The 25,782-nt window shown below is 44.4% G+C and carries 26 protein-coding genes; 15 read left to right on the top strand and 11 right to left on the bottom strand.

The genetic code is table 11. The annotated features are described in order from the left end of the window. Positions 1-22: 22 nt before the first annotated feature. Entirely contained in the window at positions 23-2,344 is a 2,322-nt protein-coding gene (locus M0413_RS19020) for a DNA internalization-related competence protein ComEC/Rec2 (RefSeq protein WP_249555292.1), read from the bottom strand. Positions 2,345-2,376: 32 nt separating this feature from the next. Between M0413_RS19020 and M0413_RS19015 the strand changes: the two genes are divergently transcribed. The 6 genes from M0413_RS19015 (at position 2,377) to M0413_RS18990 (ending at position 6,433) form a co-directional block, all read left to right on the top strand. Further along, complete coding sequence (locus tag M0413_RS19015; protein WP_037419631.1) at positions 2,377-2,886, top strand: DUF2062 domain-containing protein; 510 nt, start codon at positions 2,377-2,379, stop codon at positions 2,884-2,886. Positions 2,887-3,173: 287 nt separating this feature from the next. After that, positions 3,174-4,349, top strand: a complete 1,176-nt coding sequence (locus tag M0413_RS19010; RefSeq protein ID WP_069455180.1) for an NnrS family protein — start codon at positions 3,174-3,176, stop codon at positions 4,347-4,349. A gap of 152 nt (positions 4,350-4,501) precedes the next feature. Next, complete coding sequence (locus M0413_RS19005; protein WP_011623180.1) at positions 4,502-4,906, top strand: phosphate-starvation-inducible protein PsiE; 405 nt, start codon at positions 4,502-4,504, stop codon at positions 4,904-4,906. Positions 4,907-5,056: 150 nt separating this feature from the next. Next, on the top strand, positions 5,057-5,359 hold the full coding sequence (locus tag M0413_RS19000) for a PilZ domain-containing protein (RefSeq protein WP_037419625.1): 303 nt from the start codon (positions 5,057-5,059) through the stop codon (positions 5,357-5,359). 77 nt (positions 5,360-5,436) lie between these two features. Continuing rightward, the gene (locus tag M0413_RS18995; protein ID WP_011623182.1) at positions 5,437-6,105 is read left to right on the top strand and encodes an AAA family ATPase; all 669 of its coding nucleotides are present in this window, start codon (positions 5,437-5,439) and stop codon (positions 6,103-6,105) included. Then, positions 6,092-6,433, top strand: a complete 342-nt coding sequence (locus M0413_RS18990) for a replication protein RepA (RefSeq protein ID WP_249555290.1) — start codon at positions 6,092-6,094, stop codon at positions 6,431-6,433. Before M0413_RS18995 ends, M0413_RS18990 begins: the two co-directional genes overlap by 14 nt. A 110-nt stretch (positions 6,434-6,543) precedes the next feature. Here the strand turns inward: M0413_RS18990 and M0413_RS18985 are convergent, their stop codons facing one another. Next, complete coding sequence (locus tag M0413_RS18985) at positions 6,544-6,795, bottom strand: YecH family metal-binding protein (protein WP_249555288.1); 252 nt, start codon at positions 6,793-6,795, stop codon at positions 6,544-6,546. 128 nt (positions 6,796-6,923) lie between these two features. Between M0413_RS18985 and M0413_RS18980 the strand changes: the two genes are divergently transcribed. The 4 genes from M0413_RS18980 (at position 6,924) to M0413_RS18965 (ending at position 11,451) form a co-directional block, all read left to right on the top strand. Further along, the gene (locus tag M0413_RS18980; protein ID WP_218738774.1) at positions 6,924-8,606 is read left to right on the top strand and encodes a sensor histidine kinase; all 1,683 of its coding nucleotides are present in this window, start codon (positions 6,924-6,926) and stop codon (positions 8,604-8,606) included. After that, positions 8,603-9,313 (top strand): two-component system response regulator BtsR, encoded by a 711-nt coding sequence (btsR, locus tag M0413_RS18975; RefSeq protein WP_037419615.1) that lies wholly within the window; start codon positions 8,603-8,605, stop codon positions 9,311-9,313. The genes M0413_RS18980 and btsR overlap by 4 nt, the downstream gene beginning before the upstream one ends. A 195-nt stretch (positions 9,314-9,508) precedes the next feature. Beyond that, a complete protein-coding gene (locus tag M0413_RS18970; protein WP_037419613.1) occupies positions 9,509-10,957 on the top strand; it encodes a carbon starvation CstA family protein in 1,449 nt (482 codons plus the stop codon). A gap of 125 nt (positions 10,958-11,082) precedes the next feature. Then, entirely contained in the window at positions 11,083-11,451 is a 369-nt protein-coding gene (locus M0413_RS18965) for a VF530 family protein (protein WP_140907877.1), read from the top strand. A gap of 210 nt (positions 11,452-11,661) precedes the next feature. On the opposite strand, the gene M0413_RS18960 is transcribed toward M0413_RS18965, so the two are convergent. Next, positions 11,662-12,771, bottom strand: a complete 1,110-nt coding sequence (locus M0413_RS18960; RefSeq protein WP_249555286.1) for a PQQ-dependent sugar dehydrogenase — start codon at positions 12,769-12,771, stop codon at positions 11,662-11,664. A gap of 164 nt (positions 12,772-12,935) precedes the next feature. Between M0413_RS18960 and M0413_RS18955 the strand changes: the two genes are divergently transcribed. Next, positions 12,936-13,388: a FlxA-like family protein gene (locus M0413_RS18955; protein WP_249555284.1), complete on the top strand. Its 453-nt coding sequence runs from the start codon at positions 12,936-12,938 to the stop codon at positions 13,386-13,388. A 39-nt stretch (positions 13,389-13,427) separates the two neighbouring features. On the opposite strand, the gene M0413_RS18950 is transcribed toward M0413_RS18955, so the two are convergent. From M0413_RS18950 to rssA, 7 genes are all read right to left on the bottom strand, one after another. Further along, a complete protein-coding gene (locus tag M0413_RS18950; RefSeq protein WP_169548701.1) occupies positions 13,428-14,312 on the bottom strand; it encodes a hypothetical protein in 885 nt (294 codons plus the stop codon). A gap of 113 nt (positions 14,313-14,425) precedes the next feature. After that, positions 14,426-15,037, bottom strand: a complete 612-nt coding sequence (gene ribA / locus M0413_RS18945; protein WP_069455185.1) for a GTP cyclohydrolase II — start codon at positions 15,035-15,037, stop codon at positions 14,426-14,428. A gap of 263 nt (positions 15,038-15,300) precedes the next feature. Next, positions 15,301-15,657, bottom strand: a complete 357-nt coding sequence (locus M0413_RS18940) for a YibL family ribosome-associated protein (RefSeq protein ID WP_037419602.1) — start codon at positions 15,655-15,657, stop codon at positions 15,301-15,303. A gap of 125 nt (positions 15,658-15,782) precedes the next feature. Next, positions 15,783-16,244 carry an anaerobic ribonucleoside-triphosphate reductase-activating protein gene (nrdG, locus tag M0413_RS18935; protein WP_047537477.1) on the bottom strand — a complete coding sequence of 154 codons (462 nt, stop codon included), beginning with the start codon at positions 16,242-16,244 and terminating at the stop codon, positions 15,783-15,785. Positions 16,245-16,359: 115 nt separating this feature from the next. Next, positions 16,360-18,477: an anaerobic ribonucleoside-triphosphate reductase gene (gene nrdD, locus M0413_RS18930; protein ID WP_037419596.1), complete on the bottom strand. Its 2,118-nt coding sequence runs from the start codon at positions 18,475-18,477 to the stop codon at positions 16,360-16,362. 303 nt (positions 18,478-18,780) lie between these two features. Then, entirely contained in the window at positions 18,781-19,461 is a 681-nt protein-coding gene (locus tag M0413_RS18925; protein WP_047537471.1) for a hypothetical protein, read from the bottom strand. Positions 19,462-19,573: 112 nt separating this feature from the next. Continuing rightward, the gene (gene rssA / locus M0413_RS18920) at positions 19,574-20,521 is read right to left on the bottom strand and encodes a patatin-like phospholipase RssA (RefSeq protein WP_037427298.1); all 948 of its coding nucleotides are present in this window, start codon (positions 20,519-20,521) and stop codon (positions 19,574-19,576) included. Between the two features lie 380 nt (positions 20,522-20,901). Here rssA and M0413_RS18915 point away from each other — a divergent pair, with 380 nt between their 5' ends. The 4 genes from M0413_RS18915 (at position 20,902) to M0413_RS18900 (ending at position 23,941) form a co-directional block, all read left to right on the top strand. After that, positions 20,902-22,251: a DEAD/DEAH box helicase gene (locus M0413_RS18915; RefSeq protein WP_249555282.1), complete on the top strand. Its 1,350-nt coding sequence runs from the start codon at positions 20,902-20,904 to the stop codon at positions 22,249-22,251. Between the two features lie 114 nt (positions 22,252-22,365). After that, positions 22,366-22,803, top strand: coding sequence for a DUF3010 family protein (locus M0413_RS18910; protein WP_037419582.1), 438 nt, complete (start codon positions 22,366-22,368; stop codon positions 22,801-22,803). Between the two features lie 56 nt (positions 22,804-22,859). Further along, positions 22,860-23,387 carry a M48 metallopeptidase family protein gene (locus tag M0413_RS18905; protein ID WP_037419579.1) on the top strand — a complete coding sequence of 176 codons (528 nt, stop codon included), beginning with the start codon at positions 22,860-22,862 and terminating at the stop codon, positions 23,385-23,387. Positions 23,388-23,473: 86 nt separating this feature from the next. After that, positions 23,474-23,941 carry a hypothetical protein gene (locus tag M0413_RS18900; protein WP_037427304.1) on the top strand — a complete coding sequence of 156 codons (468 nt, stop codon included), beginning with the start codon at positions 23,474-23,476 and terminating at the stop codon, positions 23,939-23,941. Positions 23,942-24,302: 361 nt separating this feature from the next. On the opposite strand, the gene M0413_RS18895 is transcribed toward M0413_RS18900, so the two are convergent. After that, complete coding sequence (locus M0413_RS18895) at positions 24,303-25,598, bottom strand: peptidoglycan DD-metalloendopeptidase family protein (protein WP_037419574.1); 1,296 nt, start codon at positions 25,596-25,598, stop codon at positions 24,303-24,305. Positions 25,599-25,782: the final 184 nt, after the last annotated feature.

Genomic DNA, 25,782 nt, shown 5'->3' with positions numbered 1-25,782 from the left:
AAATTATGGCAAAGTGCTCATTCTACTCTGGATTAATCAAGTCACCAAATCTAAACAAGCGGTTATACCAAAATGGAGCTAAATCTTGCCGATAGGTTTTTACGTCGAGTCGCCCTAGTTCAAAAGTAACGCTAATTTGTCCTTCAATCCCGGTGGTTAAGTGGTTTATCTGCAAAGCTTGGTAGCGGGCAACGACATCTGCTTTAGGAAAGCCATAACGATTATTCAACCCCGCTGGAAAAAGTACTAACTCCGGTGCCACCCTTTCAATAAATGCCAGCGTAGATGAGGTGCGGCTTCCATGGTGTGGAGCAATAAGCACCTGACTTTTAAGTATAAAGCCCGCTTGCACTCGCTCAATCAATATACTCTCTGTTTCCTTTTCAATATCACCGCTCAGTAATAGACTTTGCTGACCATCATCAATCCGCAGCACACAAGAAGCATTATTGCCACCCGCCTGGGTTTGTGGGGAAATAAAGCGTAAGGTAAGTTGTTGCCAATCAATCTGTTGTGGCAAACAAGGCTGAGCATTTAAGTGGTCAACATCAGTAATCCATTTTGCCTGAGGATACGCTTTTGCCAGTACTTGAGCGCCTCCAGCATGGTCGTTATCGCCGTGGCTGATCACAATAAAATCGATATCAGTTAATCCTCGAGTATTAAGAAAAGGGATAATCACACGGTCACTGTAGCTAAAATCATCGCCAAATGCGGCGCCCGTATCATAGATAAGTGCCCTATCATCCTTTTCAACCACCACGGCTAATCCTTGCCCGACATCAAGTAAATGTAGCGTCCATTGAGTGGTTTTCGATGCTGTAATGCGCTGAAAAACAGACAATGCCAGAGGAAGAAACAGTAACCCTATCAACAAATGCCAGTGCCAATATTGGCGCCGATGAGGAACATATCGCCACAGAATCAACGCAAAAAGTGCGCACAGGCCGCCTGCTAATAATGTCTCGGAAACCACATGCCAATGGGCGGGTAAATCGACGCTGAGTTCAAGTAACTTGCCGTAGGGAAATAGTGCTAAATCCGCCAAATTGAATAATCCCAGCCACGATTGCCCCAAAAACGTACCTAACCACCAGATGACAAAAGCCAGCATCGATAGCGGAATGACGATAAGACTAAACCAAGGCACCACCAGCATATTCATCCACAAACTATGGATACTCACACCACCAAAAAAGATGGCTTGCAGCAGTCCCAATATCAGGCTTAAGCGCCATTGTATTGACCAAAACTGTATGACTCTGACTCGCGACTTGGCTAAAAAAGTTGTTTTACTATCAAAAGACTGTGTAAATTTGGCACTTTCTAAGGTATATAAAATAATCGCCAAAGCACAAAAAGAAAGCCAAAATCCAGCACTCAAACAAGCGAGAGGATCAATGAGTAACACCACAAATAAGGCAAACAGCAAACGATCCCATGCGCTTGAGTAGCGTCTTAATAAACTCAACAGCATAACCAATAAAATCATCACTAACGCCCGCTGTGTTGACACGGCAAAACCGGCTAAATAGCTATAAAATAGAGCACTCACTCCTGCTAAAATGAGCGCAATAACTATATTTCGTCGACTTGGATGCGGCGCCAAACGCGTAAGAAAAAACAAAGCGCAAGCATAGACCCAAGCGGTGATCACCGATAAATGTAATCCCGATATCGCCACCAGATGGCCCGTGCCCGTTTGCCTTAACGCCTGCCACTTAGTTTGCGAGATAAGTTGTTTATCCCCGAGGATTAACGCCAGCAGAATATCCCCCTGTGTTAACGCAGATAACTTTGGAGCAAGTCGTGTGATTAAGTGATGTCTTAACGAAAAACGCTCAGCTTGAAGCCTTGCATGCATAACGCGGCCTTTACCGACAATATGCTGACTAATCAATTGCTTTTGTTCGTTATATCCTCCTTGATTGAGTACACTGGATATACTTTTAGGCATAAAAGTGAAATCCCAAACTTGCCCAACTTGCAGTGTCGCCTCGGATTGCCAGGTTAAACGCAACTTAGCCGTTGGCCCAAAGATTAAATTTGGTTTATCGACAACAATATCGAAGCTAACCCAGTCGCTGTTTTGACTAACTAGTGATATGATTTCGCCCCTCACCTGTATAGGCTTTTGGGATAAAGGAAGATCCTGCCGAGATAACACTAAGCAAAATCCTGTTAGCCAGAACATCGCAAAGAGTGTGCCAGATAAGCTAGGTGCTTTTTTGAATAAGATGAGAGCCCCAAAGCAAAAGTAGGGTAGATAAGTAATTGGCGGCAGCGAAGGCCATAACATCGCTGACAGTAAGGTGGCACTAAAGCCAAACATGAATCCATTCATAGTGAATTAAGTTAAGACAGCAATTTCAGCCTATGCCAAAAAAATTAATAAAAAGATTTATGCCTAAGCCTGAAACCCTGCGTGAGCACAAACACCTACGCATTTTCGGTCGCTTATTACACAATCCTAATCTTTGGGCGCTTAATCGACGCTCTGCGCCGGGGGCCTTTGCCATAGGCTTGTTTGTCGCTTGGATCCCAATGCCTTTTCAGATGGTGGTCGCCGCGGCCTTTGCAATCCTTTTTAATGTCAATATTCCCGTTTCCGTCGCTTTAGTCTGGATCACCAATCCACTTACGATGCCAGTTATGTTTTATGGGGCTTATTTATTAGGTGCAAAAATTCTGGGCCACGCACCGCAGGAATTTGCCTTTGAGGCAAGCTGGCAATGGATAGAAGCCTCATTAGCCACAATTGGGCCAGCATTCCTACTAGGTTGCCTAGTATTAGGGATCGTGTTTTCTACTGTAGGATATTTAATGATCAGTAACCTCTGGAAATACTCGATCATGTTTAAGTGGCAAAAGCGTAAGACCAAATAATTGCGACTTGCAGACACAATGGCTTAACTTGTTTTATGTTAGAGAAATTAACTTTCCTAATTGAACAAGTTAAGCATTAACACCTTTTTAGCGTTTGCATCCCTGTATTTCCTTTACGTCCTCTATTGTAATTTATTCTACCTTATCAATAGATTAAACCACGACGATAAGACTATCTTTATCCCTTCACTCGGACGCTTACTTACAAGCTACTCATAAGTAGATATATACATTCATTTAATTTGCAGCTTAAAATACTTTTCGTGTTTCACTACTACGCTGTCATTATGTTGAATATTGATGAACCTGCACATTTACAACCTAAACTACCGCTTTTCCGCTTAGGTTTTAGACCTTTCTTTTTATTCGCGAGTCTATTTAGTCTATTAAGTTTAGGGATCTGGGGAGGATTTCTTTCCGGTCTGTCATTACTACCTAACAACATCAATCCTTTATGGTGGCATGGTCATGAGATGATTTTTGGGTTTGCCTGTGCCGTCGTCGCAGGTTTTTTACTCACCGCAGTGCAAAACTGGACAGGGCAACCTGGGTTGAAAGGCTTACCCCTTATAGGGCTATTTACGGTCTGGTTACTACCAAGGCTTTTATTTATATTGCCGCTAGATATTCCGTTTGTGGCGATCATGATCATCGACTTGATGTTTTTACCCTTAACCGCAGTTGCATTATCAATATCTGTGGTTAAAGTACGCCAATGGCGTAACTTTGTGTTTATCCCTATTCTCAGTTTACTCACGCTTTTTAATGGATTTAGCTATTACGGTTTAATAACTAATCAATTACAGTGGGCTAATAATGGTCTTTATGCAGCAGTCATCCTTGTTGGGGTAATTGTTGCTTTGCTTGGTGGTAGAGTGATCCCATTCTTTACTGAGCGCGCCACCCAATGGCAAAGACACTCCCCTATTCCCATACTGGAATGGTTAAGTTTTGCTAGCCTATTAGCGCTTGTTGCGAGTCTCTTTTTACCGCAGATAATATTACTGACGCGCGCTCTGGCTGGTATAGCGGGTCTGGTATTGTTACTACGTTGGTCTCGTTGGGGATGGCAGGCAAGTTGGTCTGTGCCGCTGTTATGGTCACTGCATTTAAGTTACTTATGTATTCCCATTGGTTTGATACTGATTGCTACAGGACTACCACTTTCCGTAGGAATGCATGCCATTACTGTTGGAGGACTTGGCGGCATGATCCTCGCAATGATGTCGAGGGTATCGCTAGGCCATACCGGCAGACAACTAAAACCCGCTAGGCCAATGACACTGGCTTTTGGGTTAATGTTACTGGCTACAGTATTCCGTGTCTTAGCGGGTTTACCCAGTGCATGGTTTATTGAATTAATGCTCGCAGCCATTATTTGTTGGATGCTGGCTTTTGGGTGTTTCTGTTACTACTACGCACCAATGCTTTGTCGCGTCAGAGCCGATGGGCGGCCAGGCTAAGCAAGGTGACTCGAGAAAACTCATGGCGCGATGCCTTTAGCAGACAACCAATTACTATCTTGTGAATTGAGTCACAGAGAATCGCGTCTCTTTTCCCTAACTAAAGTATTTTTACTGTTACTATTTACAAAAATATTGAGTAGGGAGTACCTATGCCATTTTATCGTCAATATGGTGCCAAAGGCTTAAAAGCAGTTGAGCATCTCGTCTTAATCATCATAGCAATAGCGACTGTGGTTGCTATTGGTCAAGAAATTGTCCATGTATTTAATGTCGGCGCAGTCGCCCTTGCCGACCTGTTGTTATTGTTTATTTATCTCGAAGTACTGGCCATGGTTGCTAATTATGCAGAATCGGGAAAATTGCCTGTGCGCATGCCGCTGTATATTGCCATTGTTGCCCTTGCTCGTTATTTGATCTTAGATATGAAGAGTATGGATGACTGGCGCATCGCCGCAATTTCGCTTTCAACCTTGATCCTTGCGGCAACGGTCATCGTGATCCGTTGGGGCCAATTAAAAATGCCCTATCCTAAAAATCAAGAATACGATAACTAATGACTACTGGGCGCCATTGCCAACCAAGCTCAATGGCGCCATTCTTTACCTGCAAAATCCTTCCAAATCCCTCGCTTTCAGATTGGTATTCTGCCAAAAAGCAATTATGCTAGTTTTACTGAGATCAATTATTTACGGGACAATTGAGTTATGGGTGAACATCCAGTTGGATTTGAAGAAAAACGCAGCTCACTTCGAGTAGATATGGAAGCTGAACGCGTGCTCTTGCATTGGACTGATAAGAATGGCGTTGAACATACGGACGAAGGCGTATGTATCGATTTAGCCCGCAGAGGCATTCTGTTTGATTATAAAAACCCATTTGAACTCGGTGAATTAGTTAACGTGACATTCAATCCAGAAACATCCCGACAAAATAGCGTAAAAGGCCAAGTTTGCCGCTGCTCTAAACGTCATGATCAAAGTTATCATGTCGCGATGCAATTGCTTTAATTTCAATCTAGCTACGCAGGGTCGATTGAGCTGTTCTACACTGAATTAGTTGAACTATTCGTACAAAGGACATTGCTATGATATTGCTGGTGGGTGGAGAGAAAGGTGGCAGTGGCAAGAGTTGCCTCGCGCAAAATCTTGCGGTTTATATAAAGCAAAAATTTGCCGCCAATGTACTAATGGTAGACTGCGATCCCCAACGTACAACATCCGATTGGATCCAAGCTCGAAACAACGACCCTAGCCTCCCTGCAATCAATTGTATTCAGCTCTACGGCAAAATACGTAACGATCTGCTCAGTCTTAATGAACGCTTCGACTACGTCATTGTTGACTGTGGCGGTCAAGATAACCTTGCCATGCGCGCCGCCATGTCGGTAGCCACTTACGTAGTTATCCCACTTAGACCCAAACGTCGCGATCTTAAAACCTTACCCCATATGGAAGATATGCTCAGCACCTGTAAGATGGTTAATCCCAAAATGGTGGCAACCATTGTGCTAACCCAATGTCCCGCTTTGCCCACCCAAGTAAAGCGTATTTTAGAGGCCAAAGAAGTAGTCCAATCCTTTGGATTACGGGTACTCAATTCGGTGACTTTTTGCCGAAATATCTACGATGACAGTGAGGAAAAAGGATCGTCCGTAATGGAAATTGAGCCAGATGGGAAAGCGGCCGACGAGATCCGCGCCATAGTGGATGAGCTGTTCACCTTACCACCAGAAAATAGTTATGAGCTTAACTGATCTTAAACGCAAGAAACCAAAACAAGTTATCAAAACGGTTTCTATTGAGGATTTTATCGAAGATGCCAATAACTATGCTTTAGGTAAAGCGAGTATTTTAGCGGCGCCCCCTGCAGAGCCAAAAGGCTTAGATAAAAAGTCAGCCAAAATATATCGCCATGCCACCTTTACCTTAACGGAAACCAGTATTACCCAATTAGATGGGCTCGCTAAAGGAACTAAAATCGCCAAATCACGCTTATTGCGGATCTTGATTGATGAATTCTGTCAAAAAACGATTGCAGAACAGCTTGAAGTGGTAAATAAAAGTAAGCAGGATGAGCATTAATCTTTATGAGTATCAAGGTAAACCAATCCGCTGCTCACTCTTTCTTTAACAGCAAGTTATGGCCTATGACCCCAAGCTATTGCGCGGCTCATAGACCAGATTAGCCATACTTAATGATGAGAATGATGACACTGCCGCCCAGCAACAATGGCGAGCCCTTGCGCTGATTCTGCCATTTTCCCTTTACTCAACAACAAAAAAATTAACTCCTCCGCAGTAAGGTTTTCGGCACTACAAGTGTGATAACGCGCTGCTTCTCCAAAGGTTTCAGTCATCAGAGCAATAAACTGAGGCTTTAAAACGGGATGAGCTTGCGCTACCATCAGCGCCATAACGTCATGACCGTGAACAGAATCGGACATAGTCTCTCCAAAAGATGCAAATAAGATTAGGCTTTATAACCGAACTGTTGAATTTTAACCCTGATCTTGCGCACATACTGCCAATGTCAATAACTGCGCTGACCGCTGTGACGATAAAGTGAGCCACTATGTCCTTGATCTTGCTACTGACCCAACAGATGTCACTCTATTTAGTGATTGTTTATTTAGTCAGTAAAACACCTCTTTTTAAACTGTTTGCAGAAACATCACCGCGCCTACCTCATAAAATATTTATTTATCTGGTTTTTTCTAGCTTTTGTATCATGGCGACCTATTTTGGTGAGCAAACTTCAGGGGCCATTGCCAATACTCGCGCCATGGGTGCCGTGCTAGGCGGTTTACTCGGCGGTCCTGTCACCGGATTTTTAGTCGGATTCACGGGTGGTTTACACCGCTACAGCATGGGTGGCTTTACCGATTTAGCCTGCGCGATTTCAACCACTCTCGAAGGACTCTCCGCGGGAATGATCAGTTTTTACCTACGCCGCGCGGGTAAGAGTGAACTTATCTACAATCCGCTCTTAGTCTGTTTGGTGACCTTTTACGCCGAAATGATGCAAATGAGCACTATTTTGCTGATTGCACGCCCGTTTGATGCCGCATGGGAGTTAGTGCGGCAGATAGCTCCACCTATGCTGTTGGTTAATTCCATTGGCGCAGCGCTGTTTATGAGCATGATCCGCGACCAAAAAACCATGTTTGACAAGCTCTCCTCTAGTTTCTCAACCAAAGCGCTTAAAATTGCCGAGCGCAGTGTTGGGCTGCTTTCTAAGGGGTTTAACGAAGAAAGCAGCGGCAAGGTCGCGCAAATTGTCATAGAAGAAACCAATGTGGGCGCTGTTGCCATTACGGACAGAGAAAAACTTTTGGCCTTTATCGGTATTGGCGCCGACCATCACATTCCCGGAACACCGATTTCCTCAAAAATCACCCTTGAGGCCATAAACCAAAACAAGGTGATGTTCGCCGATGGGGTGGAGATGCCCTATTCCTGCTCGATTTCGAGCCAGTGTAAACTCGGTTCGAGCCTTGTGATCCCACTTCGCAGCGACACCGAAGTCATTGGCACCATCAAGTTATACGAGCCAAAAAATAAACTATTTTTAAACATTAACCGCACCTTAGGGGAAGGGATTGCTCGGCTATTGTCGAACCAGATCCTCTACGGCCGTTTTGAACAGCAGCAAAACCTACTCACCCAAGCGGAATTAAAATTACTGCAAGCTCAAGTGAATCCACACTTTTTATTCAACGCTCTCAATACCATCAGTGCGATTATTAAGCGCGATCCCGATATGTCAAAACAGCTATTACAGCAATTGTCGCAATTTTTACGGATCAATTTAAAACGCACCACGGGTTTAGTCACTCTCGGGGATGAGCTCGATCACATAGCGTCTTATCTCACCATTGAGAAAGCGAGATTTATTGATAAATTACAGGTCAACATTGCTATACCTGAATCACTTTACCACTGTAAAGTGCCTGCATTTACCCTACAACCCATCATTGAGAATGCGGTAAAACATGGCACCTCCCATATGATTGAGCAAGGACAAATCAAGGTCACTGGACGTATGGATGACCATATATTAGCCCTTGAGGTGACAGATAACGCCGGCCTTTATCAACCCTCAATAGATTCTGAGGGATTGGGGATGAATTTAGTTCATAAACGGATACAAAATCTGTTTGGCGAACAGTATGGCATCCAAGTTGAATGCAAGCCGGATGAATACACCAAGGTGACCATCCGCTTACCCATAGAACAGACGGAAACTAGCACGTGATCACTTGTTTGATTGTCGATGATGAATTGTTTGCCCGCGAGGAGCTTGCGGATTTGCTCGGCCAAGAAGCCGACATTGAGATTATTGGCCAATGCAGCAACGCCATAGAAGCATTGCAAACCATTGCCAAAGAAAAGCCTCAATTAGTTTTTCTCGACATCCAAATGCCACGTATTTCAGGCATGGAACTGATTGCTATGCTCGATCCCGACACCTTACCTAAAATCGTGTTTGTCACTGCATTTGATGAATTTGCCGTCAAAGCCTTTGATAATCATGCCTTTGATTATTTACTTAAGCCAATAGATGCCGATCGACTCAGCCAAACCCTAAAACGTGTTCGTAAGGACCTCACTCCGCAAGCCGTGAATCTGATCGCGCCTCGATGCCTCGAGCACCTACCCTGTTACAGCGGTAGTAAATTAAAAGTGATCCCCATTCAAGATGTTGAGTATGTTTTTAGTGATTTAAGCGGTATTCATGTCGCCTGTATCAAGGGCAAAGTCCATACCCAACTTACCCTTAAAGTGCTGGAAGAAAAAACACCGCTAGTGCGTTGCCATCGCCAATATCTGATTTCACCCAAAGCCATTGCCGAAATAGAGCTGCTCGATACTGGCGCCGAAGTCACGACTCTGCTTGGCGACAAAGTGCCCGTTTCTCGCCGTTATTTAAAAAGTCTTAAGCAATTGTTCGGCTTCCAATAGCCCCATTGTTAACCACTAATGCGCGTATCTAAGCCGCTCGAGGCGGTTAATACTTATGAATGATATCCTCATACAACCGCTCGCCCCATTCTATTGCCGCTGAGTCAGCATTATCGACCTCTCACCCAGTTAACCCTGTTTTATGTAAACAACTTGTTTACACTCTGCACAACTCAAAATGGGGAGATAACTAAAATGATGTGGTTCCTACTCTGTGTCGGTCTATTGATCGGCGGCTACTTTATCTACGGTACCTTTGTCGAAAAGGTATTTGGTATCAACGAAAAACGTCAGACACCGGCTTTTACCCAAACCGACGGTGTGGACTATGTGCCTATGTCGAAAGGCAAAGTGTACTTAATCCAATTATTGAATATCGCGGGTGTGGGTCCAATCTTCGGTCCAATCCTCGGGGCGCTCTACGGTCCTTCAGCGATGTTGTGGATTGTGATCGGCTGTATCTTCGGAGGAGCTGTGCACGATTACTTCTCCGGTATGTTGTCGGTCCGTAATGGTGGTCAATCTGTACCAAACCTTGCCGGTAAGTATTTAGGCAAAAGTGCCAAGCACTTTATGAATGTGTTTGCCATCATTCTATTATTGCTCGTAGGTGTGGTGTTTATCTCTGCGCCAGCAGGCCTGTTAGGCAAGCTAACGGGTTGGGATGTTAGCATTTTTGTTGCGATTATCTTCGTTTACTACCTGATTGCCACTGTGGTACCTGTCGATAAAATTATCGGCCGTTTATATCCTTTCTTTGGCGCGCTGTTGTTCTTCATGTCATTTGGTTTAGCCTTTGCGATTATGTTTTCTAGCGAACATACGCTACTGCCCAATGTGCAAGCGGGCGACTTCTTCCAAAACTTAAACCCTAAAGATATGCCATTATGGCCTGCGCTGTTTATCACCATCGCTTGTGGTGCGATTTCAGGCTTCCACGCCACGCAATCACCACTGATGGCACGTTGCGTTGAAAACGAAAAGAATGGTCGTTTTGTGTTCTTTGGTGCCATGATCGGTGAAGGTATCATCGCCCTACTCTGGTGTGCGATTGCACTGTCTTACTTCCACGGCGTTGAAGGATTAAGCACAGGCATGGCGGGTAACCCTGCAAACGTCGTATACGAAGCATCAACTGGTCTATTAGGTGCTGTCGGTGGCTTTATGGCAATCCTTGGTGTGATCATTCTGCCAATTACTTCAGGCGATACGGCTTTCCGCTCTGCTCGTCTGATTTTGGCTGAATTCTTTAACATGCCGCAGGTGGCTTTACCTAAACGTTTAGTGTTAGCTATTCCATTGTTTGTGATTGGTGGCTTACTGACTCAAGTCGACTTCGGCGTGATCTGGCGCTACTTCGGTGTGGCTAACCAAGCGACTGCTGTATTAATGCTCTGGACGGCCTCTGCTTACCTACTGCGTCACAATAAACTGCACTGGATCACCACCATTCCAGCCATGTTTATGACCACAGTGGTTATCACCTTCCTACTTAACTCTGCAACTTTAGGTGCAGGCTTACCGATGACCTTATCCACCATCGCAGGGACTGTTTCAACGCTAGTCATCACAGGCTTACTGATTGTGAAAACCAAAGGCAAAGGTGAAGTTGATAGCGACAGCGAATTACCCGATGAAGCTTAATTTCTAACAATATTGATATACAAAGCAAACGGGCACTGATGAGTGCCCGTTTTTTTATCTATGATTTTAGTCAATCGGTATAATACTGGTATAATCCGATTATTGTTCACGGTAATTTATACAAAATGACTCAAGAAAATAACCCATTACACGGCATCAAACTGGAAACCATAGTCACACAACTCGTTGAGCACTATGGCTGGGAAGAACTCGGAGCTCGCATCAAGATCCGCTGTTTTACCGAAGATCCGAGTATCAAATCGAGTCTACGATTTTTAAGAAAAACCGATTGGGCACGGGAAAAAGTAGAATATTTATATTTAAAAACCAATAAACTGCCGTTGCCCGCAGCGAAAACATCCAATGCACCAGCGAAAACATCGGCCAAAAAACCTGCAAAACCAGCACAGAAACCAGCTCAGGCAAGTACGGCTACATCGACAGCCGCAACAGATGGCCAGATCAATAGCCATATCTGGGGCAAGCGCGACTAAATTTCGCGTGAATATTCAAACGCATATTCACAGGAACAGACAAAAATGCGCGGAATAATTAATTCAATTATCCCGCGCATTATTTTTAAGCCGTCTATCAGCTAGATTAGCGCCAATCCAATATCCTTCGGTGGGCAACCATGATTGGCAAGAGTCCCCTGCTAATCAAGCCAACGGCTAAGAATAAGCGTTTAAAACTTCACCTATTGGCTATTTTGTCTGCGGATAAGTGACGCGATAGATTGCCCCTGCATAATCATCCGACACGAGTAAACTGCCATCGGCCAATTCAGCAAAGGCCACTGGGCGACCAAAGGTTTGCTCGCCCTGCATAAAGCCAGTTAAAAATGGAGTGTATTTGACCACCTTGCCTTGCTCTATCGTCGCCACGGCCACTTTATAACCCGCTTTCTTAGTGCGATTCCATGAACCATGTTCGGCGACAAACAACTGCTGTTGATAGCCGCTAGGGAACTGTTTACCAAGATAAAAATGAATGCCTAGTGGCGCCACGTGAGCCCCTAAGGAGAGCGCAGGAGCGGTGTATTTGGCTGGATCTTTACCTTGGCCAAACTCAGGGTCAATAATTGTACCTGCATGCACATAGGGGAAGCCAAAGTGTTCACCCAAGTAACTGACCTTATTGATTTCGCAGGGAGGAATATCATCGCCCATCATGTCGCGGCCATTATCGCTAAACCAAAGGGTTTGAGTGCCAGGCTGAAAATCAAACCCGACCGAATTACGAACCCCTTGGGCAATGGTGGTTAATTTTTTAGTCTCCAGATTGAGTGAGAAAATACGTCCATAGCGTTCATTCTCCGCGCACATATTACAAGGCACGCCTACAGGAATGATTAACTCGCCAGTCGGTGAAACCCCTAGTACTTTCCAGCCATGGTGGGTTTCAGCTGGAAACCCATCAAAGACCACCTCAAATGTTGGTGAGTTTAAGTGGTTATCAATATCCTTGAAGCGAATGATGCGCTCCACTTCGGAGACATAGAGGTCGCCATCTTTGATCACCACACCAGATGGTAGCTTTAGTCCCGAGGCAACCAGAATTTTCTCATCGGCAACACCGTCCTGATTACGGTCGATAAGGGCATAAACATTCCCGGCCTTCATCGAGCCCGCATAGACAATGCCCTTTTCGGATACGGCAATTTCGCGCGCATTGTCAACATTATCTGCAAATAAACTCAGGTTAAAGCCTTCTGCAACGGTCAGTTTATCTAAAATATTTTTAGCCATCGCAGGCACACTTATTCCACTCAAAGCCAAAAATGCAGCGCATGTTATTTGTAGTTTACGAGCCATATCTTTCATATCCTTATCAGTCAAAAAGTGAACGACCTTAACCATTAATCCCCTAACCTATCCTAGATACGCCTTTTGCATCAAATAGGATGCTTAGCACTTAAGTTTTTTATCTCAAGGCCGATAATTCGATAAATAACCTTCAGGTACTTATGGAGCCTATCGTGAACATTAATGGATTAAATACGACCGCAAATAGCAGCGCCTTCAAATCTGTTTCCAGCGCTTATATCACCACAACGCCAACAGCTAGCTCAGCTTCTGAGAATTCGTCGGCAGAGACCGGCACGCAAGAAACGGTCAATATATCCAATGCCGGAAAACAAGCTCTCGCTACCGAAGTAGGCGCTTCCCTCAGAGGTCAAACCGCGGAAAAACGGCAACAGACGGAAAGTGCTGACAATGAAGAACCCAAATCTATCATCGACGAACAAATTAAGCGTCTGAAAGAGCAAATCAAAGCTTTGCAGGAGATGCTCACGAAACTGGAAGGAGATGATTCCGAGGCCGCGGCTCAGCAACGTAAGCTATTGCAGGAACAAATTATGCAACTCGGCAACCAAATTGCCGTGTTAATGGACCAGAAAATGCGCGATGCACAAAAAGCCGCAGGCTAAGCTGAGTACAGAATCATTTTCAATCTTGGTAGCTGTGAACTAGATTGGGAAACTAAACAATAAACGCCAAATATTTAACCCGTCACCGGTTCGATAACTGATGCCAATTCTATCTATGCCGAGGAGATCGCCGCCCAAAGGCTTAGAAAATGCCAGTGTGGCACCAAACTCATAGCTTCCGGAGACTATGGTTTCATCTTCAGCATCTTGGCTAAAATCCAGCTCGTTGAAGTACCAATAACCGACCGCAAATAATCTAGGTTGCATTTGGATATTCAACCATTGCCAGCGCGGCGAAAGGCCAATATCTACCCCAGTTTGCAATACCGCAAATTGGTCGGTTAATTTTCCTACCCGTTCACTGTAGCCCGCAAACCTTAACCTCGATACCCAGACGCTGTCTTCACCCGCGAGACTAAAATCATACAAGGTGCTTACACCTGAGGCTAAAATCGCCACATTCGCATCGGTCTCAAAATTTGTCCCAAAGCCCACATCCAAATAGGCTTCCATCCGCGTATTTGCCGTTGCCTGCCAATGGTGCTCAATGCCGGGCGTTATCGTCATGGTGCCAACTGACGATGGCAATTCGCCGTCGGTGATGTCTTTGGCTAAGTAGTCAAAAAAACCGAAGGATAAGGGTAAACGCAGCCAAGTCTGACTACTATCATCCTTCAAAAAATCAAAGTTTAACGGAATACTAACGACGGTGGCATTTTGCTCAGCAGCTCGATATACCCCTGTGCCAAGGTAACTGCCAAAGGCATAAACAGAGTTAGGATTATTTTTCCCATCAATCGGCGTTTCAGGGCTAATCTTCGAAAACGCTTGGGAAGATTGGGGGGCAAATGCTGCAATATCTTGCGGGTGACTGGAGTTGGAAACAGGCTCTGTCGACGCCAACAGCGGGAAAACAATTCCCATTGATAGCGCCGAAATGGAGCAGAGGTTGACGATAAACCGACTAAAAATGATATTCAATTTACGCAAACAGATCCTAATTTGCAGCCTAATCGGTAAATTTATTGCACTAAGAACTACTGTTCATCCGTAAAATGATACTCAGACATCATATGCCCAAGCTCAGTGGACTTAGTCTTTAAGTAAGCCTCATTATAGCGATTTTTACCGACTTGTAAGGGTACGCGCTCAACCACTTCGATGCCGATGTCTTTCATCGCTTTGACTTTGCGAGGGTTATTGGTCATTAAGCGTACATGCTTTACGCCAATCTGCTCAAGCATAGGCTGGATCATATCGTATTTACGCATGTCCGCAGGGAAACCTAACTGTTCATTCGCCTCAACCGTATTGGCGCCTTTATCCTGCAACTCATAGGCGCGGATCTTATTTAGCAGACCAATACCACGACCTTCCTGACGCAAATATAAGATAAACCCACTGCCGGTCTCGGCAATGTTTTGCATCGCGGTTTGCAGCTGGAATCCACAGTCACAGCGTAAGCTGAATAAGGCATCGCCCGTGAGACACTCAGAGTGAATACGGCCTAAAACAGGAGCATCGCTACTTAGGGTGCCAAATGTGAGGGCAACATGCTCTTTACCGGTTTCGGTATCTTCAAAACCGTGCATGGCAAAAACGCCCCAGGGAGTGGGTAATTTTGACGTCGCGACATATTTTATCGACATGACTTAACCTTAACGACAACTCTCATTCCATGAGACGGAAGGAACATCCATAAACAAAACAATGATTAGGTACTTAGCCTACGGCGCACCTATTCTAAAGTGTTTTCAGCAATCGCGAAATACTTTAGTAATTTAATCAACTACAAAACTAAGCTATTAACTGGGTGACTCATTCAGCTCAGTGGGTAATATGTCGAGCCAAGGCGCTGCAAAATAGATAAGTGTTCTATTTTGCAACTCATTGAATAACTTAGCAATGTAGCTTAAAATTTTGCTGGTGCAAAACCTGTTACTTCAGTCAAGCCCATTTCGCGCCCTAAAGCAGTCATTGGGTGCACAACAACTAAGCCTTTTACTGACTTTTTCAGTTGACCCATATCGGCTTGCTCGGCTTTGGTGAGGGCACGATGAAATGGCAAGTGCTGAATATCCACCCCTTGCTTTTGTAATAAACGCGACTGCTGCGTTTTTACGCTATTGATTTGCTTAGTAACAGCCTCAATCTCGCGTTTAAACTGCGCCACGATGACAACATCGCCACGTTGCTCTGCCGCCGCCAGTTTACGACGAAACTTATCTAACTTATCGTTTAGCTGCTGCAGTTCTTGCTTTAAATTCATTATGTTACCTTAAATTACTTTAGTGAGTCCCGACCGATATTGACCTAATTTTTGGCCTGTTTGTCTGGGTCACTGTGTCAAGGTGTGGGATTATAACAGCAAGTTAGCGATCCTCGTTACCGCTTTTATAAGAAACGGATCACCTGATTACTGCTACCCCGATATGGAAGGCTCGGATCTGCAAGATTTTGCTCGAATTTGCCATCTACCAGCACATCTACATATTCCAGCACCGCACGCTGTTTATCGCTCAATTCATTCCATACATAGCCCGTCCACAGCCAAATATCTTTACCGGGACATTCAGCTTTGACGCGCTTAACAAGCGCCAAAATCCCCTCAAGATTGGCGGGTAAAAGTGGATCGCCGCCAGAGAGTGATAAGCCACGGCGAACGATCCGCGTATCCTGCAAATCGGCGATGATATTATCTTCCATTGCCTTATCAAATAAATGGCCAGAGCGCACATCCCAAGTACTTTGATTATAGCAACCACGGCATTGGTGCTCACAGCCTGAAACAAATAAGGTGGCCCGAGTGCCTGGGCCGTTGACCACATCAACGGGATAATATTGCTGATAGTTCATTGTATAAGTCCAATACGAAATACAAGGAGCGCCAGACTGGCTAAAAATCAAAGCACAGTCCCATGCTAAGCGACTGTGCTGATATCAGTGTAACAAACACAACAAGGCAAAAATGTTACAAGTGTTTGATCCTACGCTTCACTTCTTCTTGCTTACCATGGTTGAACGGTCTGGCATCGGGACTGCCTAAGTAACCACACACACGGCGCGTAACAGACACTCGACTTGGCTCATGGTTGCCGCATTTAGGGCAAGTAAATCCTTTGCTAGTACAGCTAAATTCGCCGGTAAAACCACAATCATAACATTCGTCAATCGGCGTGTTAGTACCGTAGTAAGGTACACGGCTATAGCTGTAATCCCAGACATTTTCGAGCGCTTCAATATTGTGCTGCATATTAGGATATTCGCCGTAGCAAATAAAACCACCATTGGCGATGGCGGGATATGGCTGCTCAAAATCGATTTTATCGTAAGGATTCACGTGCTTTTCCACATCTAAATGGAAGCTATTGGTGTAATAGCCCTTATCGGTTACCCCCGCAACCACACCAAACTGGCGCGCATCGAGCTTACAAAAACGACTGCAGAGACTCTCACTTGGGGTGCTATACAGGCTGAATCCATAACCCGTTTCGGCCTTCCATGCGTCGGTAGCCGCTTTAAGGTGCGCAACAATCGCCACCGCTTTTTCACGAAGCTTAGCATCATCAAACACATGGGTTTCAGTGCCATAGAGCGCATTAATGGTTTCATGTAAACCGATATAACCTAATGAAATCGATGCCCGACCATTTTTAAAGATTTGGGCGATATCATCATCGGCACGCAAGCGCACGCCACAGGCACCTTCCATATACAAAATCGGCGCAACTCTGGCTTTCACTCCGTTTAACCGTTCGATACGCGTATCTAATGCGCGACGGGCAAGTAATAGCCGCTCATCCAGAATACGGTAGAACTCAGCCTCATCGCCATTCGCTTCTAGCGCAACACGTGGCAAGTTTAAGCTAACAACGCCAAGGTTATTGCGGCCTTCATGGACGAGTTCACCATTTTCTTTATAGGAACCTAAAAAGCTGCGGCAACCCATAGGCGTTTTAAACGAACCCGTCACTTTTTCCACTTGCTCATAGTTCAAAATATCTGGATACATGCGCATACTGGCGCATTTAAGGGCCATTTGTTTTACATCGTAATTGCAATCACCGACTTTGTGGTTAATACCATCACGGATGGCAAACACCAATTTAGGGAACACCGCTGTTTTACGATTTTTACCTAACCCCGCCATGCGTACTTTCAGCATCGATTGTTGAATTAAACGCGACTCCCACGAAGTACCTAGACCGAAACCAAAGGTCACAAACGGGGTTTGTCCATTAGCGGTATGTAAGGTATTCACCTCATATTCAAGGGATTGGAAAGCATCGTGGCATTCTTTTTCAGTCTGAGCAGTGGCATAGGCTTTAGCATCTTTAATCTGCCAGTTCAGTGCCACTTGATAATGTTTGTCATAACTCTTGGCCACAAAAGGCGCTAACACTTCATCAATACGATTAATCGTGGTGCCGCCATAGATATGGCTTGCCACTTGGGCAATAATTTGCGCCGTCACGGCCGTAGCGGTAGAGATCGATTTTGGGGTCTCAATTTCGGCATTGCCCATCTTAAAGCCATGGGTCAACATGCCTGCCAAATCAATCAACATACAGTTAAACATCGGGAAAAAGGGCGAGTAATCAAGATCGTGATAGTGGATCTCACCGATTTCGTGCGCAGCCACCACATCCTTAGGCAGAATATGGCTCTTGGCATAATGTTTAGCCACGATGCCCGCCAGCAGATCCCGTTGAGTTGGGATCACTTTAGAGTCTTTATTGGCGTTTTCATTTAACAGTGCGGCATTGCTCTGCTCGACTAAACCACGGATTTCAAGATTGAGCTTACTGGTAGCATCGCGGCAAATGTCTCTGTCGTGACGATATTCAATATAGACCCGTGCCAATGATTTATAAGGGCCTTCCATCAATAGGTTTTCAACCGCATCCTGTAGATGGTGGATTTCAACTTCTGCCATATTCGCCACTCGTTCTCTCACACAAGCGGCTACCGTCGCGGCATAATCTGCGTCCTCTATCCCAACCGAGTTTGCAGCAGCGACCACTGCATCTCTTATCCTTGTTTCATCAAAAGGTGTGCGGCAACCATCCCGCTTGATCACGACTGGCATTGTTTAATTCCTCTCCATCCCGATTAAAATTAACACTATATATAGTGATTAAATAATCTATCAACACAATATGTAGGCAATTAAGCGGCATCGACACCTAAAATTCCATGATCCAGATCATGATTTATCGGATGGATAAAAAGAACAAATAAGAACTGCTGCCAAACCCAATGATCTCAGTTTTAGGCCTTGACCTTGATGCTAAAGCAAGATAGTAGACGCAGGAAATGGCGCTAATAATGACAAAAGACTCTGACCCAAAAGCCAAAGTCTATTGTTTTTGAAAGAATATTGTAAATAAGACTAGCGCTTAGCTAAGGCAAGATAACTGCTCAATTGTCCCAACGCCGATTGCTGCATCCCCATGGATGAAGCCACCTGCATCGTTGATTTAAGTCCCTGCCATAACTGTTTTTGACTATCGCTCATGGTGGGGTTGCTATTCAAATAATCCGTTAATTGACCAAACACTTTAGTCGCCTTTTGTGCCAGCACTGGCGACTGGGCATCATCCATGTTTTTTAACACATTTTTAGCATCTACTAACGTGTTGATCATCGGGCTATTAGGCGATTTTTCAGCCAAAGACTTTAGCTCATCATCGATAAAATCCTGCAAAGACTGCTTATTGGTACTTTGGCTTGGCAAACTAATGCCGTTTTGCGAGAGCCGTTCCACCTGTGCATCGGAAAGAATACCGTCTTTTTGTAACCGCGAGACTAAAGCGGGTATCTCAGCCACACTAAATTTGCCATCAGCAAAAAAGTCTTTCGACATGGCCTGAATTTTTTGTGCTCGCAGTGCCCGTGGTGACAGCGCTATCTCCTCACTCGGTTTAGTATCAACCTTAGGGGGTTCTTTGGCTGAGGAGTTTGACTCCGTACTCGATTCAGTTTTACCTGTCTCCGTCTTTTTGCTATTCAGGCCATAAGCTTCAGCGGCACTGCTACGATTTAGATTAAGGGCATTTAAAAGAGAATTCATCGTCAATAATTCGGCGTCTAATACTGATTAATGGTGTTAAAGCAAAAACTAAGCCAATCAAGCAGTAAGTAGTGTCACATCGTAATTAACAGATAAATTCATCCTGACATTTTTAGCCTTTCCAGATCGCAGCTTCAATTAAATGTGCCACTTTTGCCACGGCAGCTTCACCTGCTGCAATGGCTTCAGCTGCTCGGTGGAACTCCATGGTGCCGATATTCGCGACTTCGGGTACAACACAGATATCGGGAGGGTCACCCATTAAACGCGCCCGTTTATGCCGCTGCTCTAAAATACTCATCGACTGGGACATCACCGCAATCATACCGGGATTAGATTTAGTCCCTAGGGAAAACTTATCGGTTAAGCTACCGACATATTCTCGCCCGCGGGCGAATAAATCCATAAAACCCGTTTCTTGGCGCGCGGGCATTTGGGTTTCATCTTTAGATGCCCGATGGCTGGTCATATTAACGGGTAAAACTTGTAATCGACCGGTATGAAAACCTTGTAAATCAACGGCAATGACAATATCTACCCCCATAGCACGGCTCACCGAAACGGGGACAGGATTAACAACTGCACCATCCACCAACCAACGCTCACCTTGACGGACAGGCGCTAATATCCCAGGCATAGAGCAAGAGGCCCGTACGGCTTGGCGTAAATCACCATGGCGAAACCAGATTTCCTGACCTGAATACAGATCCGTAGCAATGGCCGCAAAGGGACGCTCTAAATCCTCGATATTGATATCACCAATCCGCGATTGCAGCACATCGAATACTTTTTCGCCGCCAATTAGCCCACCTTTACGCCAACGAATGTCCATCAGTCCCAACACATCCCAACTAGAGAAGCTGCGCACCCACTCTTCAAGTTCCGCTAAATGATTATGAGCATAAGCAGCGCCAACAAGGGCGCCGATTGAGCATCCAGCGACCTTATCGGGTTTAATTCCCATGGCGGCGAGTCCATTGAGTACGCCAATATGCGCCCAACCTTTGGCTGCACCACTGCCTAAGGCAATACCGATCGTCGGAGTTGTCCCCTTACTCATACTAAATTCCCTTAATAAATCGATGATTTAAAGAAGCGCTATGACGTGAAAAAGCTAAATTCCAGCCAAAGTGTTGTCAATCATTAGACAACATAAACCGTTATGCTAGCCAGTCATTAGATACATTTATATGGTTTACGCTCGGCCTTATCCCCTTGCCATACTCAAGGGCAGAGAGTAACCACATCGTCGCTTGATATCCTGTAAGTTCATAGCCAATTTGGCTAAACATAGCACTCGGGGCAAATATCGAGCGTGACACAAGCCAAGCAAATAAGTGGCTATTTAGATGATTACGCAAGATTATGCCCAATCAAGATAGCTGACCATAGTGATTTAGCGCTATAATCTGCCCTCACTCAGATTTAGGGGATATACCTTTGCAGTTTACTGATTTTTCTCTGGACCAGCGTCTGTTACAAAGCTTAAAGCACATGGGGATTGCAACCCCAACCGCCATCCAGGAACAAGCATTACCTATCGCATTGGCAGGTAAAGATTTAATGGCATCATCAAAGACTGGGTCAGGTAAGACCTTGGCATTTTTGCTGCCCGCATTGCAAAGGGTTATCTCCACTCGCGCCCTCAGTAAGCGCGACCCTAGAGTATTAATTTTATTACCGACCCGCGAATTAGCCCATCAGGTGTACAGTCAGTTACGCTTATTGGTGGCCAATACCCAATATAAAGCGATTAGTATATTGGGCGGTGAAAACTTTAACGATCAGGCTAAAGCGCTGGCAAAAGAGCCGCATTTTATTGTGGCAACGCCAGGCCGAATCGCTGATCACTTAGAACAAAAAAACTTATTCCTCAATGGATTAGAGTTGTTAGTTTTGGACGAAGCCGACCGTATGTTGGATTTAGGCTTTGCGCCACAGTTAAAAGCTATCAACGAGGCGGCCGATCATAAACGTCGTCAGACCTTAATGTTTTCAGCAACCTTAGATCATAGTGAAATCAATGAGATTGCGGCGGCATTACTTAAAAATCCATTACATGTGGCAATCGGCACGGCCCACAGTGAACATCAGGATATTTCGCAGCGAATTTATCTGTGTGATCATTTAGATCATAAAGAAGCCCTACTCAGTCGTTTACTGACGGATGAATCGCACAAGCAAGTGATTATTTTTACCGCCACCCGTGCTGATACAGAGCGGTTAGCCGCTAAGCTCTCGGCTCAAGGTTTTGCAACCGCCGCCTTAAGTGGTGAGTTAAAACAAACGGCGCGTAACCAGATCATGGACCAATTTGCCCGTGGTCAGCAGCAAATATTGGTGACCACAGATGTGGCATCCCGTGGTTTAGACTTACTGAATGTATCCTTAGTCATTAACTTCGACATGCCCAAATTTGCCGAAGAATATGTTCATCGCATTGGCCGCACTGGCCGCGCGGGCGCCAAAGGTGACGCAATCTCCTTAGTTGGTCCTAAGGATTGGGATAACTTTAAAAAAGTACAACTTTTTTTAAGAAAAACCTTCGAAATCAGTGTAATTAAAGGGCTTGAAGCTAAATTTAGTGGTTTAAAAGATAAGCCAAAGTCCGTCGCGACTAAAGGTGTGGTAAAGGCAAACACCAAAGCCAAATCTAAACCTAAGTCGCACCTTGTTAAAGCAGCGCCATCCCGTGATAAACGCTTTATCACGGGTATTGATGTCGGTGATGCGCCAATGCGCAAAAAACCTGCGGCACAACTGCTACAAGATAATGACTACGAGATCTAAAAATAACGCAAAAGATAGCTCAAGTCCGTGAAACTTGAGCGCTCAAAATGAGTGACTCGCTGGAGCGATTTTTCCGGCGATACATAAGTAATTTGAAATAGTTAAAGGTGTAACATGCGAATTTGTGGTGTTGAATTAAAAGGTGGCGAAGCCATCATCAGTCTGCTCAGTTACGAAGGTGAAACCTTCAACGTACCCAGCTGCCGTAAAGTGTCTTTTAGCATTGCACAGTCGGCATCGACGGAGGCAATTCGTGAGTTTCACTTTGCTTTCCATAAGTTGATGGAAGATTATAAGATCGATGAAATTGTAATTATTGAGCGTGAGCAAAAAGGCAAACTGGCTGGTTCTGCTACTAGCTTCAAACTCGAAGCCGCAATTCAATTAGGCGAGCTGCCTGTAACCTTGCTATCTCCAGTGGCGATCAAGGAACAAAATAAGCGCAATCCACCTCAGGTAGACTTTGATAGCTTAGATCTGAAACGCTTCCAACAACCCGCCTTTGAGGCTGCCTACGCTCAGCAAAATCGCCATATTTTTGGTAAAGCTTAAGTGCTCTTGCTTGGCGCTATCACTTAGCGCCAAGCCTCTTACATGTCGCAAGCATCATGCAAAACCTAAAATATGTCAGTGGTTATAGCCTAGATATCCAACGCCAAGTTGAACAGCTTTTACAAAGTGGCAAGCTTGGGGAAGTATTGCTTCGCCGTCATCCGCACATTCATCAGATCCGCAGCGATAAAGCCCTCTACGACTATACCCAAGGGATAAAAAATCAGTTTTTACGCCAATCCTCTCCCCTATCGAAAGTGATCTTTGATGACAAAATTAGCATGAGTCATCATGCACTTGGCTTACATTCCTACGTCTCTAGAGTGCAAGGTAACAAAATCAAAGCGAAGAATGAAATTCGTATATCTTCTCGCTTAAAACGTGTACCTGAACCTTTGTTACGAATGGTAGTGGTGCACGAACTCGCCCACCTAAAAGAGAAGGATCACAATAAAGCTTTTTATAATCTGTGTACTTATATGGAACCAGATTACCACCAATTTGAATTTGATCTGCGCTTACTGCTGACCTGTATTGATGCCAATCAATCCCCTTATATCGCGCACTCAATAGACTCAGTTTGAGTACTTATTTTTATTGCCCCAAGAGTTGACTGATAATAGTTTTCATTTAGAATAGTCATGTATTATCTGTCACGTACTTAGGCTGTATGAAAACGCAAAATATTGGTAGAAAGCTAGAAAAATGGTGTAAGAAACAAGCCAAGAAACTGCAAAAGCAACAGGCAACATTATCCTATGCGGCATCAGTTAACTATGCTGCAAAATCATCTTTCTCAGCGGAACCAATAAAACAGACGACTGCGGCCAAAAGTAAAAAAGCACAACGCAAGCACTTAAATCAATTATTGGCTGAGTATATTACCAAACAACACATTCAAGATCTTGATAAAGCAGCCCGTAAGCAGCAATTAAAATTAGCCAAAGCGCATTTTAATGCCGCAAATGATGCACAATTTTTATCCTTTGCAGCCATCAAACGTATTTCCCCCTTACCGACAGAGCGAAGCTTTGCACTTCGTCCTTATAAAAAGTCTCCCTGTGGAGGATGTCCTGCATTAAAGGGGCGTCTATGTAAATGTGCGTTAAAAGCGATGCAGAAACGCCAGGCAAGTTAATATTGTTTATCGATCTTGATTAAATAAATTTGAAGATATCTCAAAGTAAGAGTGGTTAGATATTTTCTGCTAGCTATCTTCGCTATTCACACGTCATTCAATCAATACCTGTACGCTCACTAAAGCCTAAAGTGGCTCGATTTATTATTTTAAATACCGATAACAAGGGCGAAATTTAATCAAATTTAAGCAAGCAGTCTTATCCAAGCATATGCAGCTAAACAACAAACCCAACAAAAAGCCTGACAAATACACCACTCAAATCATTTAGTTGCTGAGGCACACTCAATAGAAATAAAAACGCCGATGAATCAGTATTCATCGGCGTTTTTATACTCAGAACGGGACAAACGAAAATGAATTAACCTAAATTCATCAACGACTGACGACTATTGACCATATTCGTAAAGCTACGCAATTCTTGGTTTGCTAATTGGCTTGCCATAGGAATATCGGCTTTCATTGGATCGACGGGTTTACCGTTCACATGGAATTCATAATGTAAATGCGGACCAGTTGAACGCCCAGTATTACCAGATAAAGCAATCACTTGGCCACGTGTGACTCTCTGGCCTTTACGCACTAATGCCTTTGAAAGGTGTAAATAACGGGTGCTATATTTACCACCATGTTCAATCACAATATATTTACCTGCAAATTGGTGATCCGTTACTAAACTCACCACGCCATCACCAGGCGCTATAACCTTAGTACCAATAGGGACAGAAAAATCAGTACCATTATGGGGGGAAATACGGCCAGTGATCGGATGTTTACGAGCAGGGTTAAAACGTGAACTCATGCGAGGCTGTTTAGCCAATGGAATACGCTGGAAAGCACGCACTAAACTGCGCCCTTTTGCATCATAATAACTGCCATCGGTATGCTGAAAGGCACTGATTTCTGAACGCCCAGTTTTAATACTAACGCCTAATATTTGGCTGCTACCAGTTGCTTCACCTTCAACATATTGATCATTTACCAAAACAGAAAATTTATCTCCTGCATGTAAATCCCGTGCAAAATTCACTTTTTCTTTGAGTAAATCTTCAATCCGCTGAATATCAGCTGCCGCTAAGCCCATTTTTTGAGCCGATACGTAAAATGAGCCTTTAATATCACCAGTAATAATGCGGTTTTGCCAAACGCCTTCAACGTTAATTTCTTCAACGTTGAAGCTACCATCTTCATAACGAGTAAATACGACTTGGCGTGCGGCGTTAAAATAAAGCTCCAACTTTTGCAGTTGGCCATCATTATCGAGCCAAAACTGAATCCGGTTCCCAGGCAGTAAGGTATCGAGTGCCAAAATATTTAAATCGGCCTCTAGTACTTTATACATCGTTAGCTGGTCAACACCCGCCTTAGAGAATAAAGCGCTTAGAGTATCACCGGAGGCAATAACACGCTCAAAATCAGGGGTATTGTCAATAACAGTGGTAGAGTCAACAGGCTCAGAAACTTGCGGTAAAACAGTTTCAATGTCGAGAGCTACGGGAATTCGTTGTGCTGTGGGTACGACATGATTAGCATTCGGCATTAACATCGCCGCACCGATCAATAAACCACCTACGAGGAGAATATTTTTATGGGCTGAAGATAAATTCTGCAAACGAATTTGCGGAAAATTAGCCAAATTGGGTTTGCCTGTCTGCAACGCTTTCACCTTTTGTTATCGTTTTTGCGTTATATTTTTGAACCAGTCCCGCCTAGGGAAGCCCGAATTTTCCCAACTTATCCCAAAAAACCGATTATGACAAACGCTATTTTGCACTTTAACAGCACTATTTCCCAAAAACATGCGTCAGTTGGCACTTTAAATCAATTGTGCGTTCTGTATC

The sequence above is a fragment of the Shewanella sp. 8A genome (genome assembly GCF_023475945.1).
GTDB lineage: Bacteria > Pseudomonadota > Gammaproteobacteria > Enterobacterales > Shewanellaceae > Shewanella > Shewanella xiamenensis.
Note: the sequence above shows the minus strand (reverse complement) of the source record. Positions and strands in the feature narration are given on the sequence as shown.